This is a genomic window from Streptomyces sp. NPDC057287 (assembly GCF_042667905.1).
Lineage (GTDB): Bacteria > Actinomycetota > Actinomycetes > Streptomycetales > Streptomycetaceae > Streptomyces.
Window position 1 is genome coordinate 54,848 of the sequence record NZ_JBHUYV010000017.1, and the last position, 16,853, is coordinate 71,700.

General features: G+C 71.2%; 14 protein-coding genes. 10 read left to right on the forward strand and 4 right to left on the reverse strand.

Translation table 11 applies throughout. The features are described from left to right. Positions 1–45: 45 nt before the first annotated feature. Entirely contained in the window at positions 46–2,286 is a 2,241-nt protein-coding gene (locus tag ACFUNE_RS28430; RefSeq protein WP_383573918.1) for an OmpL47-type beta-barrel domain-containing protein, read from the reverse strand. Then, positions 2,283–4,781, reverse strand: coding sequence for a ThuA domain-containing protein (locus tag ACFUNE_RS28435; protein WP_383573920.1), 2,499 nt, complete (start codon positions 4,779–4,781; stop codon positions 2,283–2,285). Before ACFUNE_RS28435 ends, ACFUNE_RS28430 begins: the two co-directional genes overlap by 4 nt. A 232-nt stretch (positions 4,782–5,013) precedes the next feature. Between ACFUNE_RS28435 and ACFUNE_RS28440 the strand changes: the two genes are divergently transcribed. Then, complete coding sequence (locus tag ACFUNE_RS28440) at positions 5,014–6,003, forward strand: multicopper oxidase domain-containing protein (RefSeq protein WP_383573922.1); 990 nt, start codon at positions 5,014–5,016, stop codon at positions 6,001–6,003. A gap of 7 nt (positions 6,004–6,010) precedes the next feature. On the opposite strand, the gene ACFUNE_RS28445 is transcribed toward ACFUNE_RS28440, so the two are convergent. Both ACFUNE_RS28445 and ACFUNE_RS28450 read right to left on the reverse strand, forming a co-directional pair. Next, complete coding sequence (locus tag ACFUNE_RS28445; protein WP_383573924.1) at positions 6,011–8,191, reverse strand: DEAD/DEAH box helicase; 2,181 nt, start codon at positions 8,189–8,191, stop codon at positions 6,011–6,013. A gap of 95 nt (positions 8,192–8,286) precedes the next feature. Continuing rightward, on the reverse strand, positions 8,287–9,069 hold the full coding sequence (locus tag ACFUNE_RS28450) for an IclR family transcriptional regulator (RefSeq protein WP_383574138.1): 783 nt from the start codon (positions 9,067–9,069) through the stop codon (positions 8,287–8,289). Between the two features lie 195 nt (positions 9,070–9,264). Here ACFUNE_RS28450 and ACFUNE_RS28455 point away from each other — a divergent pair, with 195 nt between their 5' ends. From ACFUNE_RS28455 to ACFUNE_RS28495, 9 genes are all read left to right on the forward strand, one after another. Then, entirely contained in the window at positions 9,265–9,375 is a 111-nt protein-coding gene (locus ACFUNE_RS28455) for a putative leader peptide (protein ID WP_383573926.1), read from the forward strand. A gap of 152 nt (positions 9,376–9,527) precedes the next feature. Continuing rightward, entirely contained in the window at positions 9,528–10,571 is a 1,044-nt protein-coding gene (locus ACFUNE_RS28460; protein ID WP_383573928.1) for an ABC transporter substrate-binding protein, read from the forward strand. Further along, positions 10,568–11,581, forward strand: a complete 1,014-nt coding sequence (locus ACFUNE_RS28465; RefSeq protein WP_383573930.1) for an NrtA/SsuA/CpmA family ABC transporter substrate-binding protein — start codon at positions 10,568–10,570, stop codon at positions 11,579–11,581. The genes ACFUNE_RS28460 and ACFUNE_RS28465 overlap by 4 nt, the downstream gene beginning before the upstream one ends. Beyond that, positions 11,578–12,417, forward strand: a complete 840-nt coding sequence (locus ACFUNE_RS28470; RefSeq protein ID WP_383573932.1) for an ABC transporter permease — start codon at positions 11,578–11,580, stop codon at positions 12,415–12,417. The genes ACFUNE_RS28465 and ACFUNE_RS28470 overlap by 4 nt, the downstream gene beginning before the upstream one ends. Further along, positions 12,414–13,193 (forward strand): ABC transporter ATP-binding protein, encoded by a 780-nt coding sequence (locus tag ACFUNE_RS28475; RefSeq protein ID WP_383573934.1) that lies wholly within the window; start codon positions 12,414–12,416, stop codon positions 13,191–13,193. The genes ACFUNE_RS28470 and ACFUNE_RS28475 overlap by 4 nt, the downstream gene beginning before the upstream one ends. A gap of 1 nt (position 13,194) precedes the next feature. Then, positions 13,195–14,091: an ABC transporter substrate-binding protein gene (locus ACFUNE_RS28480; RefSeq protein ID WP_383573936.1), complete on the forward strand. Its 897-nt coding sequence runs from the start codon at positions 13,195–13,197 to the stop codon at positions 14,089–14,091. Between the two features lie 5 nt (positions 14,092–14,096). Continuing rightward, positions 14,097–15,170 carry an LLM class flavin-dependent oxidoreductase gene (locus tag ACFUNE_RS28485; protein ID WP_383573938.1) on the forward strand — a complete coding sequence of 358 codons (1,074 nt, stop codon included), beginning with the start codon at positions 14,097–14,099 and terminating at the stop codon, positions 15,168–15,170. 143 nt (positions 15,171–15,313) lie between these two features. Further along, positions 15,314–16,102 carry a VOC family protein gene (locus ACFUNE_RS28490; RefSeq protein WP_383573940.1) on the forward strand — a complete coding sequence of 263 codons (789 nt, stop codon included), beginning with the start codon at positions 15,314–15,316 and terminating at the stop codon, positions 16,100–16,102. Positions 16,103–16,232: 130 nt separating this feature from the next. Next, a complete protein-coding gene (locus ACFUNE_RS28495; RefSeq protein WP_383573942.1) occupies positions 16,233–16,484 on the forward strand; it encodes a WhiB family transcriptional regulator in 252 nt (83 codons plus the stop codon). The last annotated feature ends 369 nt before the right edge of the window (positions 16,485–16,853 follow it).

Genomic DNA, 16,853 nt, shown 5'->3' on the forward strand with positions numbered 1-16,853 from the left:
GGTGCCGGAGCACGCGGCCGCGGCCGCCTGAGTCGGAGCTCGTCCCTACAGCTCCTTGATGCGGATGTCGCGGTACGAGATCACGTCCGTGGTGCTGTGGACCTGGAGCCCGATGTAACCGGAGGCGTACCGCCGGCCGTCGGTACCCGGGTCGTCGCCCCGCGGCGGCTCGAAGAGCTGACCGCCGGTGTTGTCGAACTCGTTGATCAGGACACCGTTGCGGTAGACCGAGTAGTGCTGGTCCACCACCTTCACCTCGTAGTCGTTCCAGGTGCCCTTGGGGGTGACCCCGGCACCGCCGAGACCGACCCGGTCGAAGCCGTACAGGGACCCGGTCTTGTACATGTCACCGTCGGGACGGTCGTTGACCTGGATCTCATGGCCGTACTTGATGGCGACCCACTCCGGACGGGACTCCTCCGGGTGGTCGTGGACGTTCGGGAAGCGGACGAACACGCCGCCGTTGGCGTTGCCCGTGCCGGGGGCGTCGTCCCGCCACTGGAGCTTCAGCGAGAAGTCCCCGTACTGTCGGGCCGGGAACCACAGCATCCCCATGCCGTCCACGGTGGTGGAGCTGGTGATCGAGCCGTCCTCCGTGTTCAGCCCGAACTTCCCGCCGCCGACCTGCTCCCACTTGGCGAGCGAGGCGGCGGTGCCGTCGAAGAGCTTGCGGTAGCCCTCGTCCTGGCCCGGCGTGCCGATGCCGGACTGCTTGGCGGCCTTGTAGATCTTCTTGTGCTCACGGGTGTCGACGACCCCGTCGGCGAGCAGCTTGTCCAGGACCTTGTCGACGTGCTTGAGGAACAGCGCGTGCGAGGACCAGTCCTTCTCGTCCTCGATCAGTTCGTTGATCGTGCAGCGGTTCCCGGTGAGCCGGTTGGGAACACCCGTGTCGACCGTGCCGACGATCACGGTGAGCCGTGTGTCGTACTCCGGGCAGTTGGGCGCCGGGACGCCGCCGCTCTCGGCGATCGTGAACGAGGACTGCTTCGCCGCGGAGGTGTTGCCGGCCTTGTCCGTCGCCCGGTGGGCGAAGGTGTGGCGGCCGACGCGGTCGATGATGACGGCGGAGGAGTAGGCCAGGTACGGCCCCCCGTCCAGGGAGTACTCGACCTTGTCCACGCCCGAGTCCGCGTCGGTCGCCTTGACCGTGGCCTTGGCGCTGGTGATGAACGCGCCGTCCGAGTTCTTGTCGCCCGACACCACCACCGACGTCTCCGGCGGCGTCTTGTCCTGCGACGGAGGCTCGACGACGGTGAAGTCGACGGACTTCTCGGCCGCCGCGTTGCCCGACTTGTCGGTGGCGCGGTAGCGGACGGTGTGCGCCCCGACCTCGTGCACCATCACGGGTGCGGTGTACGCCTTCCAGGCGCCGTCCGTCCCGATCGCGTACTCGATGGTGTTGACGCCCGACCCGGTGTCGGACGCGGTCACGGTGACCGTGGCCATGCCGAGGTACGCGCCCGCGTCGTCCTTCTCGCCCGACACCGTCGCCGAGGTCTCCGGCGGGGTCTTGTCGTCGGTCGGAGGCGCGGCGACCGCGAAGTCGGCGGACTTCTCCGCCGCCGCGTTGCCGGCCTTGTCGGTGGCGCGGTAGCGGACGGTGTGCGTCCCCACCTCGTTCACCACGACGGGCGTCGTGTACGGCTGCCAGGCGCCGTCCGCCCCGATCGCGTACTCGACGGTGTCGACGCCCGAACCCGCGTCGGTCGCCGCCACGGTGACGGTCGCCTGGCCGATGTACGCGCCGTCGGCGTTCTTGTCGCCGTCCACGGTCGCCGACGTCTCGGGAGCGGTGGTGTCCTCGCCACCGCCGCCGTCCTCGGTCACCGTGAGGATGCCCTGCATGGAGCCGTGACCGGGAATCGTGCAGTGGTAGAAGTACCGGCCGGGGGTGAGGGTGACCTCGACGCTGTGCTTGCCGCCCTCGCTGTCACTGGGGTTGGCCAGGATGTTGACCGGCACGTCGCTGTTGAACTCCGGGTCCGACACGCTGAAGGTCAGCGTGTGCGGCATGCCCGTGGTGTTGCCCGTGGCCGTGCTGTTCTCGAAGACGATGGTCGCGGCGCCGGCCACGGCCGTCTTGGGCGTCGTCAGGTAGTGGTCGATGGGGTCGCCGGCGGTCCAGTTGAGCACCTGGTCCGCGGCTGCCGCCGCACGGTCGTCGTCCCGGCCGTAGGCGGCGGTCGACGCCAGCCCGAGGACCATGAGGAACGAGCCGAGCAGGGCGAGCCACCAGCGGGCGGGTCCGTACCGCCGTCGAGCGAGGAGCGAGGGGTGTCTCACTGCGCTGCCGCCTTCCTGGCCAGATCTGCGGCGGCCGGGGTCGGACCGCCGCCCTTGTACGTCACGCGCCACAGCGCGGACTTGGAGTCGGAGGTGAAGAAGCCGCGTCCGTAGTCCAGGACGTAGAGCGATCCGTCCGGGGCGAACTTCCAGTCCATGAGGTTGCGGATGCCGTCCGCGCCGACCGGAATGATCTTCTTGAGGGACTCCGCGTGCGTGGGCAGGCCGCCCTTGCCGACCGTCTTCGGGTCGGTCAGCACGGCGTGGCGCGGCTGGGTGTCGTCGTAGAAGTCACCGACGAACCACTTGCCGTCCCAGTAGGACGGCCACTTGGCCTCGCTCGTGCTCGCCGCGTCGTAGCGGTAGACCGGGCCGTTCATCGTGGCCTGGCCGCCGCCCTTGAGCCAGGGCAGGAGCTGCTTCTGGTCCTCGACCTTGTAGCTCGGGATGCCGTTCGCGTCACGCGGGTAGTCCACGCCGCCGCCCTGGGGCGAGTACCAGATGGTGTTGCCGGTCACCGGCGGCAGTTTGACCAGGCCGTCGTTGTTGGGCGACTCGTTCTTCGGGGCGTTGCAGTCGTACCAGCCGAGAGGCTTGGACGGGTCGGGCAGGTTCCGGTCCCGGTAGGGCTGCTTGTTGCCCATGCAGTACGGCCAGCCGTGGTTGCCGGCCTGCGTGATCGCGGCGAACGTGTCGTACTTCGCGGGACCCCAGGTCGTGCTGGGAGCGCCCGCGTCGGGGCCGACCCAGCCCGCGTACAGCGTGTCGGTCGACTTGTCGATGGAGATGCGTGCCGGGTTACGGACACCCATCACGTAGATCTCGCCGCGGGTCTTGCCGCCGCCCTCGTCCGGCTCCTTGCCGGTGAAGAGGTTGCCGGACGGCAGGGTGTAGGTCCCGTCGTCCTCGGGGTGGATCCGCAGGATCTTGCCGTTGAGGTTGTTGGTGTTGCCCGCGGTGCGGCGGGCGTCGGCGAACGACACGCCCTTGTAGTTCGGCTGCGGGTTGTTGCCCGAGTAACCGTCGCTGAAGCCGCTGGAGTTGTTGTCTCCCGTGGCGATGTACAGGTTGTTCTTCGAGTCCCAGGCCATGCCGCCGCCCGCGTGGCAGCAGCTGTGGATCTGGACCGGCCAGTGCAGCAGCACCTTCTCGGACGCCAGGTCCAGCTTGTTCGTGGCGGGGTCGAAGGTGAAGCGCGAGACCTGGCGCACCGCCATCTGCTTGTCGCGGTCGATCTTGGCGTGCGGGGTGTAGTGCAGGTAGACCCAGCCGTTGGTGGCGAAGTCCGGGTCCAGCTCGATCCCGAGCAGCCCCTCCTCCACCTTGACCAGCTCGTCGCCGCCGCCCTTGTTGCCGAAGACGCTCAGCTTCCCGGCGAGGGTGACCTTCTTGGTCGCGGGGTCGTACACATGGATCTCGCCCTCGCCCTTGCCGACGTTCGGGTCCTTCCAGTCGGTCACGACCGGCACGCTGCTGTCCGTGCCGCCGCGGCCGATGTAGAAGATCCGCCCGTCCTTCGCGGTGACCAGGCCGTGCGGTTCGCCGATCTGGTCGTTCTGCCCGGGCTGGTTGGGCTGGGTGAGCCGCTCGGCCGTGTAGTTGGAGTCGATCGTGGCCTTGCAGTCGGCCTGCGAGATCCGGCTCGTCCACGCCAGCGCGCCGCGCAGATGGTCGCGGAAGTCGGCCTCCGCGAAGCTCGCGGCCGTACCGCCCATGGCGGTGTAGAACGACCGCCCGCCGTCGTAGTCACGGCACCAGGAGACCGGGTGGTCCCAGCCGTTGGCGCTCTTGCCCGGGGCGTAGGTGAGCTCGCGGACCCGGGCGACGGTGTGCACGTCGCCGGACGGGTTGTCCTTCCAGTTCAGCCACTTGTCCGGGCGCTTCCACTCCAGCGGCAGGTTCTTCGTCGCCGGGTGCTGCCGGTCTCCGATCTCCACCGTGGCGCGCTGGACACCCGTCGGGCTGTCCGCCGCGGGGCGGGCACCGACCAGGCCGGTGAACCAGTCCGAGTACGGTTCGGTGCGCGCCGCGTCGTGGATGCCGAGGAAACCGCCGCCGGCCTCCATGTAGGCCTCCAGGCCCGCCTCCTGCTCCGGGTCGAGGACGTCACCGCCGCCGGTCAGGAAGACGACCGCGTTGTACTTGCCGAGCTGCTTGCCGTTGGTGAAGACACCGGCGTCGTCGGTGGCCACGGTCTTGAAGCGACCTGCCTCGGGGCCGCTGAGCCCGATCTTCTCGACGGCCGCGATGCCGGCGTCGACGGTCGGCGACTCCTCGCCCGTCGAGGCGTGGAACACCAGTACCTTGACGTTGGCCCCGCCCGGCGGCGTGGGAAGGGACAACGTTGTCGCCATCCGTTCCTTCAGCCCAGGATCCGGATACGGGCTGGCGGTTGCCGCGTTGCCGCCCAGCAAGGACGCGGTCAGGCCGCCTACGGCCACGGCCGCCGCGATGCCGCGGCGCGATCTGGACCTGTGATGTGGTGTGCGCTGCATGTGGTCACCCACCCCTCTGGGTCACTTCTCCGGTCACTTCTCTTCTCATCGCACCTCTGTAGTCACTGCGACAGCGCACGAAGCTAGACCTCTTTTCGCGACTCGCCAATAGGTATGGCACGAATCGAACGAACTTTGTCCTGAGTGTGGATAAACGCGGAGCCCCCGGCTACGGTGTGGGCCGTCCAGGGGAGCAGCACGTCAGTTCCCGTCTCGCAGTGGGGAGTTCGACATGGACCGCAGGACTTTCAACCGGCGGATGCTGGTAGGCGGCGGAGTGGCGGCGGCGACCGGTGTGACATCGATGTCACTCGGAGCGGTGCAGGCCACCTCCGCGGAGAACCCGGCGAAAACGGCACCCGCGGGAGGCGCCGTCCGTCATCTCAAGCTGTACGCCGAGACCTTGGCCGACGGCTCGATGGGATACGGCTTCGAGAAGGGCAAGGCATCGGTTCCCGGGCCGCTCATCGAGATCACCGAGGGCGACACGCTGCACATCGAGTTCGAGAACACCACGGACGTCGACGCCAGCCTTCATGTCCACGGCGTCGACTACGACATCGCGAGCGACGGCACGCGGATGAACCGCAGTCATGTCGAGCCCGGCGGAACCCGTACGTACACCTGGCGCACCCACGCCCCGGGGCGCCGCAAGGACGGCACCTGGCAGGCGGGCAGCGCGGGTTACTGGCACTACCACGATCACGTCGTCGGCACGGACCACGGCACCGGCGGCATCCGCAAGGGCATGTACGGACCGCTCGTCGTGCGCCGTAAGGGGGACGTCCTCCCGGACAAGACGATCACGATCGTCTTCAACGACATGACGATCAACAACAAGGCGGCCCACGAGAGCCCGAACTTCGAGGCCACCGTGGGCGACCGGGTCGAGGTCGTGATGATCACGCACGGCGAGTACTACCACACGTTCCACATCCACGGTCACCGCTGGGCGGACAACCGGACGGGGCTGCTGACCGGCCCCGACGACCCCAGCCGTGTGGTCGACACCAAGATCTGCGGGCCCGCCGACTCCTTCGGTTTCCAGATCATCGCGGGCGAGCACGTGGGTGCAGGCGCCTGGATGTACCACTGTCACGTCCAGAGCCACTCGGACATGGGAATGGCGGGCCTGCTGCTCGTCGCCAAGGCGGACGGCACGGTCCCGGGCTACGACCCGCCGCACCACGCGGCCGGTGCGGCGGAGGCGCACGAGCACTGAGGAGCGGTCACACCTCGGCGGCGAGCCTCAGCTGCTCCTCCTCCACGATGCGCCGGGCGAGCGCCCCGTCCGACACGTCGACGGCGTCGGGCGTCGCCTCGGCGACATCACTGCGCCGTGCGTAGGCGTCGAAGAGCCGGTCCTTGCGCGCCAGGATGTCCAGCATCCGCTGGTCCACGCTGTCCGCCGCGAGGAGCCGGTGGACCTGCACGCTCCGTATCTGTCCCATGCGGTGGGCCCTGGCCACCGCCTGGTGCTCCATCGTGGGTTTGATCTGCGGCTCGCAGAGGATGACGACCGACGCCGCCTGGATGTTGAGACCGACGCCGCCGGCCTGTATCTGGCTGAGCAGCACCGCATGCCCGTCGACCGCTCCGAAGGAGTCGACCAGCTCCTGTCGGCGCGCGGCCGGGACCCTGCCGGAGAGGGGGCCGAACACGCCGCTGCCCAGGGCCTCCTGGACGGTGCGGAGGACCTCACGGAAGTAGGAGAACACCACGACCTTGAGCCCGTTGCTCTCGGCCTCCGCGACGAGCTCGCGCAGCCGGTTCAGCTTCGCCGATGTCTCCGGACGGGCGTAGGCGGCGCGGCGCATCCGCATGAAGTGCCCCGAGCCGACCGCCTCGCGGTACGCCTCCAGGTCGGCGGGCGAGAACTCCTCCCATTCGTCGGCCTGCACCAGCGCGGGAAGTTCACCCAGGACGTCGTCCTGGTTCCGCCGCAGGTAGGCGGGGGCCACGGCCCTGCGGAACGCGTGCGAACCGGCGACGCCGTGCGTGGAGGTGACGAGCGGCGCCAGCTCGGGGCGCAACTGGCGCACCAGACTCCGGAACTCCTCGACCCGGTTCTCCATCGGGGTCCCGGTGAGGAACAGCACCCTGTCGGTGTGCCCGGTCCAGCCGCCCACGGCCCGGGAGCGCCGGGTCGCGGGGTTCTTCACGAAGTGGGCCTCGTCCACCACCACCATGCCCGGCCGGACTCCGCACCCGGGCCCGTCCGGCAGGGTGGACAGCGCGTCGAAGGTGGTCAGGGCGACCCCGCCCCGCTCGCGCCACTCGCCGAAGGCGCCCAGGCGCTCCGGACCGTGCAGCGGGACGGCCCTCAGGGTGGAGCGGGCGGTGACCTCCCGCCGCCAGTTGATCAGGACGCTCGCCGGGCACACCACCAGGAAGTGGGTCTCGCCCCCGGCGGCGAGATGAGCCAGCGCGGCGATGGCCTGGACGGTCTTGCCGAGCCCCATCTCGTCCCCGAGGATCACCCGCTTCTGGGCCAGCGCGAAGCGCGCACCGAAGGACTGGTACCCGCGCAACGAGACCCGCAGGCACGTGTCGTCGAGCCGCAGTCCGCGGACCCGGTCCGCGATTCCCGCGGGGAGGAACCCCTCGGCCGCGTCCCGGTCCGGTCCGCTGCCGGACAGCTCGGCGAGCAGGCTGTAGTACTCGGCGGAGCGCAGTTCGAAGTCGACCCAGGCCTCCGCCTCCGACGCGGGGCCACGCAGCAGATCGACGGAGACCTGCCCGAACAGCGTCCTGAGCCCTCGCGCGGCGGCGTCCTGCGCCACCGCCCGGACGGAGGCGATGGCGGCCTGGGCCCGGGCACCTGCCGCCCGTCCCGAGAACAGCGTCCGCAGTCTGCTCCGCGCCGGCGCTGCCGCCGCGAGCAGCGGTTCCAGCTCCTCGGTGAGGCGCCGGGCGGCGTCGGCCGCCCGGCGCACGTCGGGCCCGCCCTCCACCAGCCGGTGGAGGGCGACGAGCAGGGTGGTCGTGGCCGCGTCCGACGCGTCCATGTCTATCCGTACGGCGACGGTGTCCCGGACCGCGTGCGCGATCTGCCGCGCGGCGGCCAGTGCCTGGTCCGCCGTCTGCGCTCCGACCCCGGGGATCTGGCGGAGCTCGTAGCGCCCGGCTCCGTGGACCCGGCCCACCGTCGCGTAGCCCGCCTGCTCCACGGCGCCGAGCCGCAGCCGGCCCTCGGTGACGTCGGCGAGCCGGGAGACCGGGATGGAGGCCAGTTCGACGTCGACCAGCGCGTCCAGAGCGGGGGTGAGCGCCGCGTGGGCGGCCTCGACGGCGCCGCGGTGGTCGTCCAGCAGCGCGCGGGCTGCCGCGGCCAGTGCCCCGGCGTCGTCGAGCAGCTCGCGTGCGGCTCTTCCCGTGGGCGCCGCGCCCGTGGGTCCGGCCTGAGTCATGTACGTCCTTCTGTCCCGCCACCCGCCCATGACCGGCGGCCGTCACCCTCCCGGGCGCGTCCATCGTGCCACGCGCGCGGGGCGGCGGTGGCACCTCACAGGGCGGGAGGCCTGCGCTCTGCCGGTGTCAGCAGCAGCACCGCCAGGGCGCGCGCGCAGGACCGGGCCTCGTCGAGGAACCGGTCCGTCCGCTCGTCCGTGATCACGGACGGGGTGGCGCGCACGGCGAGCGCGAAGCGCGCGTAGCCGGCCCCGTCCAGCACCGGGACGGCCAGGGTGCGCACCCCGAGCGCCGACTCGCCGTCGTTCAGTGCGTACGCCGCAGCCCGCACGCGTTCCAACTCAGCCCGCAGCAGGGCAGGTTCGACGATCGTGCGATCGGTGAAGGCGCGCAGTGGCGGGAGTGCGGCCGGGCCGCCGTCACCCGGCCGCGCCCAGGCCAGCAGCACCTTGCCCAGGGCGGTCGAGTGCAGTGGCCTGCGCAGTCCCATCCGCGGGGTGACCGAACCGCCCGCGACGATCACGGCGTGCGGGCCGCTGCGCAGGGCCAGATCGGCGGTCGCCCCTGTGCGCTCGGCGAGGTCGGTCAGCTCCGGCGCGGCAAGATGCAGCCCGCGCTGGTGGTACGAGAGCCGGCCGAGCTCCGTCACCGCGGGGCCCAGCCGGTAGCGCGCGGTGCGCGGGTCCTGCTCCAGGAAGCCCGAACCCAGCAGGGTGCGGGCCAGCCGGTGTGCCGTGGAGGCGGAGAGCTCCAGGCGCCTGGCGAGGTCGGAGGCGCTCAGATCGGGTCCGTTGTCGTGGAAACAGTGCAGGACGTCCAGTGCGCGCCGGACCGCCTGCGCCCCGCCCGGGGCGCGCGTCACCGCTGCCTCGCTCATGCCGCTCTCGCTCTCCGCTGGTGAGGTGGAAGGGGACATGGTCTCCACATTACGGGAGCGGAAAGACTGCCAAACGGCCCTCCGCAACATGCTGTTCATGCTCGATCCCACATCGTGGGAGAACGCTTGTGGGCCGGTGCGGGCCCGTGGCACTGTGCAGTCCTCGTCACCGGCGTAACGGAAAGGAGCAGTGCCATGACCGTCCTCGGCGTCACGTCCTCCGGCAGCTCCGCTCCGGTCACCCTCGCCCTCACGCTGCGCCGTCACATCGACCTGGCCCGCGTCTCCAGCGCCGTCTGTCGCTGACCCCCCGCACCGCTTCGGGCCGCACGTCGCGCTGACGCAGCCGGCGTTCCCCGCCCCGCCGTTCTGTCCGCCGTCCGCGGACCGCGCGCTCTCCGCGCGGCCGCCGGGCGCACTCCGCACCCCTGCTTCGCCGACCCCTCCGGGAAGAGTCCATGACGCGTTCCGCCGTGCTGCCCAGCACCCTCTGGTTCACCCGCTGTCCCGTACCCACCGCGACGGGCATCGCCGCCGACCGGCACTGGCTCAGCGAGGAGTTCGCGAACGACGGCATCACCGTGCGCTCCCTCCAGGACGCCGCCCCCGACGCGGATCGTGCCTCCCACTACACCCACGCCCTGCCGGGCCTGTTCCGTGAAGGCGGCAACGTGCCCGCCCTCTGGGCCCGTTCGCGGGGGGAGGAGACCCGGCTCGTCGGCCTCACCTGGATCGAGGAACGGCAGGCCGTCCTGGTCGCGCCCGGATCCGGGATCAGGAGCGCCCACGCCCTGCGCGGGCGGCGGCTCGCCGTGCCCTCCCATGCCATCGCCATCGACTTCTGGCGGGCCATGGCGCTGCGCGGATTCGAGGGCGCGCTCGGCTCCGCCGGTCTCGCCCTGGACGACGCCGTGCCCGTCGACGTACGTGCCGACGCGCACGACGGCCAGTGGGCCGCCGAGATCGCCGCGCTGCGGCGCGGTGAGGTGGACGCGGTGTACGTGAAGGGCGCGGTCGCCGTCGAGGCGGCCCGCCGGGCCGGAGCCGAGGTCGCCGTCGAACTCGACGAACTGCCCGACCGCAGGTTCCGCGTCAACAACGGCACGCCCCGCCCCATCACCGTGCACCAGCGGCTGCTGGACGACCACCCCGACCTGGTCGACCGCTTCCTCACCGTCCTGCTCAGGGCGGCCGACTGGGCCGCCGGCCATCCTGCCGACGTCGACCGCATCCTGGGTGCCGAGACCGGGGCGGGCGCCGACGGAGTCGCCGGGGCCTACCGTCCCGGAACCCACCTCACCCTGCGCCCCGACCTGTCGGCCGAGCGCCTCGCCCTGCTCGCCGAGCAGGAGGCAGGGCTGCGCGCCCACGGCTTCCTGCCGGAGCCCGTCGACGTCACGGCCTGGGCCGACCCCGAGCCGTTGAGCAGGGCCTCCGCCCGCGCAGGCCTCCACCCCGTCCCCTCGCCCGCCCGCGAACCCGAAGGACCGCCTTCCGCATGAACCAGCACCGATCAGTCCGTACGGCCCTCGTCCCCGCCCTCCTCACGGTGACCGCGCTCGTGGCCCTCAGCGCCTGCGGCACGTCCGGGGCCGACAGCGGATCCGGCGCCACGAGCACCGTCACCGTGCGCATCCCCGACCCCGGCAACTCCGGCGTCCTCGCCGTCGGCAAGAAGGACGGCAGCCTCGACAAGGCCCTCGGCAAGGCCGGCGCCAGAGTGGAATGGACCGGCAGCGCCGGGCCCTTCGCGCCGGCGGCCCAGGCGATGAACGCGGACCAGCTCGACTTCGCCACCGGTTCCATCACGTCCGGCATCACCTCGCTGGCCCAGCGGCCCGGGTTCAAGTTCTTCACCGCCGTCGACCCCGACGCGGCGGGCGAGGGCATCCTCGTCCGTGACGGCTCGGGGATCGGTTCCGTGGCCGACCTCGTGGGGAAGAAGGTCGCCGTCAACCAGGGAGGCACCGGTGAGTACCTTCTGCTGAAGGCACTCGACAAGGCCGGAATCCCGGCGGACAAGGTCCAGCGGGTCTACCTGCGCCCCGACCAGACCGCCGCCGTCTTCAACGCGGGCCAGGTCGACGCCTGGGCCGTCTGGGCCGCCTACGCCGTGGCCGAGATCGGCAGCGGCAAGGCGCACTTCGTCGCCGACGGCGCAGCCATCGGCTCCGACAACTACAGCCTGAACGCGGTACGGACCGGCTTCGCCGAGAAGCACCCCGGCGTCGTCAAGGCGCTCTACGACTACCTCCACACGTCCAGCGCCAGGGAGAAGAAGAACCCCGCCGCCTATCTGAACGTCTTCACCGATGTCGGCCCCACCGCCGTCACCGGCAGGGCCGAGGAGGTGCAGACCGGGTTCACCGCCGAGGGCGGCACGGTCGATCCGATCGGCCCCGAGGACATCACCCGCTTCGAGGCCGTCGCCGCCTTCTACGCCGAGCAGAAGGTCACCAAGGCCGAGGTGGACATCACGGCCCACCTCCTCGACATCGAGAAGCTGACATGAGCGCGGTCTCCGGGGCAGCCGCCGCCGAGGGCCTGGTCGCCCCCCGGCCCGCGCTCCGTACGTCACGCAGCCGCCCCTTCGCTCTGACCGTGCGCGCACTGGGCCCGGTCGCCCTGCTCGTCCTGTGGTGGGTGGCCTCGGCCACAGGTGTGCTCACCCCCGACGTGCTGGCCTCTCCCGCCGACGTCCTGCGCGCCGTGGGTGAGCTGTGGGGGAACGGGCAACTGCCGGACGCCCTCACCACCTCCCTGACCCGCTCCGGCATCGGCCTGCTGATCGGTCTCGTCGCCGGGCTGACCCTGGGCGTCCTCACCGGATTCACCCGGATCGGCGACGAGCTCCTCGACTCCTCCCTCCAGACCCTGCGCACCATCCCCTTCCTCGCTCTGGTGCCGCTGTTCATGGTGTGGTTCGGGATCAACGAGACGGCCAAGGTCCTGCTCATCGCCGTCGCCACCACGTTCCCCATGTACGTCTCCACCTCGAGCGGAGTGCGCAACACCGACCCCAAGCTCGTCGAGGCCATGCGCAGCTTCGGGATGGGCCGGCTCGCCGTCGTCCGGGAGGTCGTCCTCCCCGGGGCGCTGCCGTCCCTGCTGGCCGGCCTGCGGCTGTCCATGACGCTCAGCGTGATCGCACTCATCGCCGCCGAGGAGATCAACGCCACCGAAGGCATCGGATACCTGATGTCCCAGGCGCAGAGCTACGCCCGGACCGACATCCTCGCCGTCTGCATCCTGATCTACGGCCTTCTCGGGCTGGTCGCCGACATCGTCGTACGGCTGCTGGAGCGCGTCCTGATGCCCTGGCGGCCCTCACGGGGAGGAACCCGATGAGCGCCGGCACCGCACGCCCCGCAGTACACGTGCGCGGTCTGCGCCGTGCCTTCGGCAGCAGGGCCGTGCTCGACGACCTGCGACTCGACATCGCGCGTGGCGAGTTCGTCGCCCTGCTCGGCGCCAGTGGAAGCGGCAAGACCACCCTGCTCCGCATCCTCGGTGCGCTGGACGGCGCCGACGCGGGAGAGGTGCTGGTCCCGGAGGCCCGCACCATCGTCTTCCAGGAGCCCCGCCTCGTACCGTCCAAGAGGGTCCTGGCCAACGTGACCGTCGGCCTTCCGCGCAGCCGTGCGCAGCACGGGCTGCGGGCCCTGGCGGAGGTGGGTCTGGAACGGCACGCGGATGCCTGGCCCGGAACGCTCTCCGGCGGTGAGGCGCAGCGTGTGGCGCTCGCCCGGGCGCTGGTCCGGGAGCCCGAACTCCTGCTGTTGGACGAGCCGTTCGCCGCACTGGACGCCCTGACCCGGCTGAAGATGCAGGACCTGGTGGGGGAGTTGTGCCGCAGGCACCGCCCCGCGGTCCTCCTGGTCACCCATGACGTCGACGAGGCGGTGCGGCTCGCGGACCGCGTCGCCGTCCTGCGCGACGGGAAGCTCGTCACCGACGAGCCCGTCGACGTCGGCAGGCCACGCGACCCCGGCGACCCCGCGTTCGCCGCACTGCGCCGTCGGCTGCTCGACGACCTAGGTGTCGACGCGGGCTCCGGCCCGCGGCCCGCCCCCTCCTCCCCGCCCTCCCCCTCTCGCACACCTTCCGAAGCCGGAGCGATCTGAAATGACCATCACCATCGGTGTCCACAGCAGCAACCCCTCCCTCTACCACCTGTACCACCTCTCCCGTCTCGGCTTCGCCCAGGAGGAACTGGCCGCGCTCGACGAGACGGTGGCCTTCTTCCCGTACACCGACGGAGTCCGCACCGGTGAGCTGCTCACCCAGGGCGTCATCGACTTCGGCGGCACCGGCTCGACCCCGCCGGTCACCGCGCAGGCCGCCGGTCACGACCTCGTCTACACCGCCGTCTCCGCCCCACGCCCGGAGCACGGCGCCCTCCTGGTGCCCGAGGACAGCTCCGTCCGCACGGTCGCGGGCCTCAGGGGCACGACCGTCCACCTCGCGATCGGGTCGTGGCAGACCCACCTGATCGCCAAGGCGCTGGACGACGCCGGGCTCTCGTATGCCGAGGACATCACCGCCGTCCGCAGCAACGGTGACAGCGAGCGGCTGCTGCGTGCCGGAGAGATCGGTGCCTGGGTCGCCCAGGGGCCCGAGCTCGCCGCCGCCCGCAGGACCGGGGGACTGCGCACACTCGTCGCCACGGGGGACGTCATCTCGGACCGGTCCGTCTTCTTCACCCGGCGTGACGTCGCCGAGAACCGCCCCGAGGTCGTCGAGGCGCTCACCCGGGCGATCCGGCGAGCCGACGACTGGGCGGCGGCCAACCCCCGTGCCGCCGCCGAGATAGCCGCGGCGGACCTGGGCGGGAGCGCCGACGACTGGGAGACCGCGCTGCGCGCCCTGCCGTGGAGGACAGAGGCCGTGAGCGACGCGTTCATCGCCGAGCAGCAGGAGGCCGCGGACATCTTCCACCGCACCGGCTTCATCGACCGGCCGGTCGAGGTCGCCGCCGCCCGGGCGCGCGTCACCGGTTCTGTCGGCCCGAAGGCGGTCTGAGCACTGTGGCGGCCGAAGTCCTCTGGTACATCATCCCGCGTGAAGGCGCCTACCCCTGGGAGCCCGGGGGCCGGCGGACCGCCGACCTCGGCTATCTCAGCCGGCTCGCCGGAACCGTCGAACAGCTCGGGTACAGCGGTGCCCTGCTCGCCACCGACCTCTACGACGTGTGGCCGCTGGGCAGCGCCCTCGCCGCGTCCACCAGTACCCGGTTCAAGCCGCTGCTCGCCGTACATCCCGGGCTCATCTCGCCCACCCTGCTGGCCAAGATGGCGCTCAGCTTCGACCAGCTCTTCGGGGGGCGCCTGCGCTTCAACGTGGTCAACGGCTCGACGAAGTCGCTCCAGGAGTACGGACTCCACGTGGAGCACGACGAACGGTACGCACTCAGCGCCGAGTACTGGTCGATCGTGAAGAGGCTGACCGCCGGGGAGGTGTTCGACCACAAGGGCCGCTTCTACGACCTGAGGAACGCGGGTGCCTCGTTCCGCGAGCTGAAGCCGGTGCAGGCCCCGCACATCCCGTTGTGGTTCGGGGGCTCGTCCGACCCGGGGATCGAGATGGCGGCCGAGCACGTCGACACCTTCCTCACCTGGGGCGAACCGCCGCATCTGCTGAAGGAGAAGCTGGAGAAGGTCCGGGCGCGGGCCCGTGCCCATGGCCGGACGCTGCGCATCGGGCTGCGGCTCCACCTCATCGTGCGTGACACGGAGGACGAGGCGTGGGCCGCGGCCGACCGGCTGCTGGACGTCACCAGCAAGGCGACGTACACCCGCATGCTCGGGGACCGGGCCGGTGAGGAGGGAGTGGGCTGGCAACGCCAGTTCCGGCAGCACGGGGGGCGCGTCCCGGCCCGGGCGCGGGAACTGGAGACGTACCCCAACATGTGGCCGGGCATGAGTCTCTTCAGGCCCGGCCCCGGCACGGCGGTGGTCGGCTCGACGACCCAGGTCGTGGAGCGTCTGAAGGAGTTCGAGGACCTGGGTGTCGACACCTTCATCCTGTCCGGGAACCCGCTCCTGGAGGAGGCTTACAGGGTCGCGGAGACCGTGCTTCCGGCGCTCGGAGTCCTGCGCTGAGCCCACGGCCGGCCCCCGGGCGCCGATGCGTCCGTCCGGTCGGCCGGGGCTGCGGTTGTCGGTCCCCGGTGCAAGACTCGGAGGGTGAGTGATGTCCGGCGGGTGCGAACACGCCGGACACGGAATCTCCCGAGGAGCACACCATGCTCGACCCCTCCTTCGTCACCGGTGCACCCAACTGGGTCGACCTCGGCACCCCCGACATCGACGCCGCCACGACCTTCTACAACGGTCTCTTCGGCTGGGAGCTGGTGCCCGGTGGCCCCGAGACGGGCGGGTACGGGATGTACCAGCTGAGGGGCAGGACCGTCGCAGGCGTCATGACCGTCTCCGAGGACCAGGGGAAGCCCGCCTGGTCGGTCTACTTCCAGACCCCCGACGCCGAGGCCACCGCACGGACGGTCGAGCAGGCCGGCGGTGCGGCGGCGTTCCCCCCGATGGACGTGCTCGACTACGGGCGCATGGGCGGCTTCACGGACAGTGCCGGCGCGTACTTCGGCGTCTGGCAGCCCGGTACGAACACCGGCCTCGGCATCATCATGGAACCGGGCGCGCTGATCTGGTCCGAGCTCTACACCCCGGACGTTCCCGCGGCGGCCGCCTTCTTCCACACGGTCTTCGGATGGCAGACCGAGGACATGGCCTACCCCAGCGGTTCCTACACGATGATCCGCCCCGCCGACGGTGAGAGCGCCGACTCGTCCTTCGGCGGTATCGTGCCCATCGACGGGGCAGCCGCGCAGGAGGCGGCGGGGCCGCACTGGCTGCCGTACTTCGCGGTGAACGACGCCGAGGCGACGGCCGCCGAAGCGGAACGGCTGGGCGGCCGGGTGACCAAGGCCGCCACCGACGTACCCGAGGTCGGCCGGATCGCCACCTTCACCGACCCCGCGGGAGCGGCGTTCGCAGTGATCAAGCCCGCACCGATGTAGCCGGTGGGCGAGCGATCCGATGCGGCAGGGCGGGTGGTGGAGCCGGGCCGCCCGGTGAAAGTCCTCGTCGGCCCGGGCCGTTGAACGATCGTTGATCACTTGTTTATCGCGACGGGGCACCGTGTGGGCCATGCCGATCAACACCATGACCGACGAGCTCGCCTGGCAGGAGACCGCCTTGTGCGCGCAGGCCGGGCCCGAGTTCTTCTTCCCGGCGCCGGGAAGCTCCACCCGGGAGGCCAAGCAGCTGTGCAACGCCTGCGAGCACCGGGCGGCCTGTCTGGAGTACGCACTCACCCATGACGAGCGGTTCGGAGTCTGGGGAGGGCTCTCCGAGAAGGAGCGGGAGCGGCTCCGCAGGACCCGGTCCCAGAATCTCTGACGCATCGCGACGCGAGGTCCCTGTCCCGATCGCGCGGCTGCCGTGATCCGGTCGCGCGACGCTGGTCACGTGGTCCGGAAGGGCTCCCCGTTCACGAACTGTCCCAGCCGCTGAACAGGGTCGAGGCGACGATGACGGTCGGATCACCGAAGAGGACAGGCCGCGTCACAGGTTCTGCCCGGGCCGGAGCACGGCCCGTGGAGCTGTGGGGTCAGCCCGGGCGCACAGTGGCGGGGGGCGCGGGCGGCCGGGGCCCCCCCCCGGCCCGGGGGGCCGGGGGGGGGGCCGGCCCGCCGGGGCCCCCCGGGGGGGGGGCGCCCCCCCCCCGCGAAGGGGCCCCAGAAAACCCCCCAACCCCCCCGGACGCCA

What these genes read in the sequence shown, in the direction of transcription:
- ACFUNE_RS28435 (WP_383573920.1), bottom strand. Translation starts at nt 4,781, where the DNA reads ATGCAGCGCACACCACATCACAGGTCCAGATCGCGCCGCGGCATCGCG.
- ACFUNE_RS28440 (WP_383573922.1), top strand. Translation starts at nt 5,014, where the DNA reads ATGGACCGCAGGACTTTCAACCGGCGGATGCTGGTAGGCGGCGGAGTG.
- ACFUNE_RS28445 (WP_383573924.1), bottom strand. Translation starts at nt 8,191, where the DNA reads ATGACTCAGGCCGGACCCACGGGCGCGGCGCCCACGGGAAGAGCCGCA.
- ACFUNE_RS28450 (WP_383574138.1), bottom strand. Translation starts at nt 9,069, where the DNA reads ATGAGCGAGGCAGCGGTGACGCGCGCCCCGGGCGGGGCGCAGGCGGTC.
- ACFUNE_RS28455 (WP_383573926.1), top strand. Translation starts at nt 9,265, where the DNA reads ATGACCGTCCTCGGCGTCACGTCCTCCGGCAGCTCCGCTCCGGTCACC.
- ACFUNE_RS28460 (WP_383573928.1), top strand. Translation starts at nt 9,528, where the DNA reads ATGACGCGTTCCGCCGTGCTGCCCAGCACCCTCTGGTTCACCCGCTGT.
- ACFUNE_RS28465 (WP_383573930.1), top strand. Translation starts at nt 10,568, where the DNA reads ATGAACCAGCACCGATCAGTCCGTACGGCCCTCGTCCCCGCCCTCCTC.
- ACFUNE_RS28470 (WP_383573932.1), top strand. Translation starts at nt 11,578, where the DNA reads ATGAGCGCGGTCTCCGGGGCAGCCGCCGCCGAGGGCCTGGTCGCCCCC.
- ACFUNE_RS28475 (WP_383573934.1), top strand. Translation starts at nt 12,414, where the DNA reads ATGAGCGCCGGCACCGCACGCCCCGCAGTACACGTGCGCGGTCTGCGC.
- ACFUNE_RS28480 (WP_383573936.1), top strand. Translation starts at nt 13,195, where the DNA reads ATGACCATCACCATCGGTGTCCACAGCAGCAACCCCTCCCTCTACCAC.
- ACFUNE_RS28490 (WP_383573940.1), top strand. Translation starts at nt 15,314, where the DNA reads ATGCTCGACCCCTCCTTCGTCACCGGTGCACCCAACTGGGTCGACCTC.
- ACFUNE_RS28495 (WP_383573942.1), top strand. Translation starts at nt 16,233, where the DNA reads ATGCCGATCAACACCATGACCGACGAGCTCGCCTGGCAGGAGACCGCC.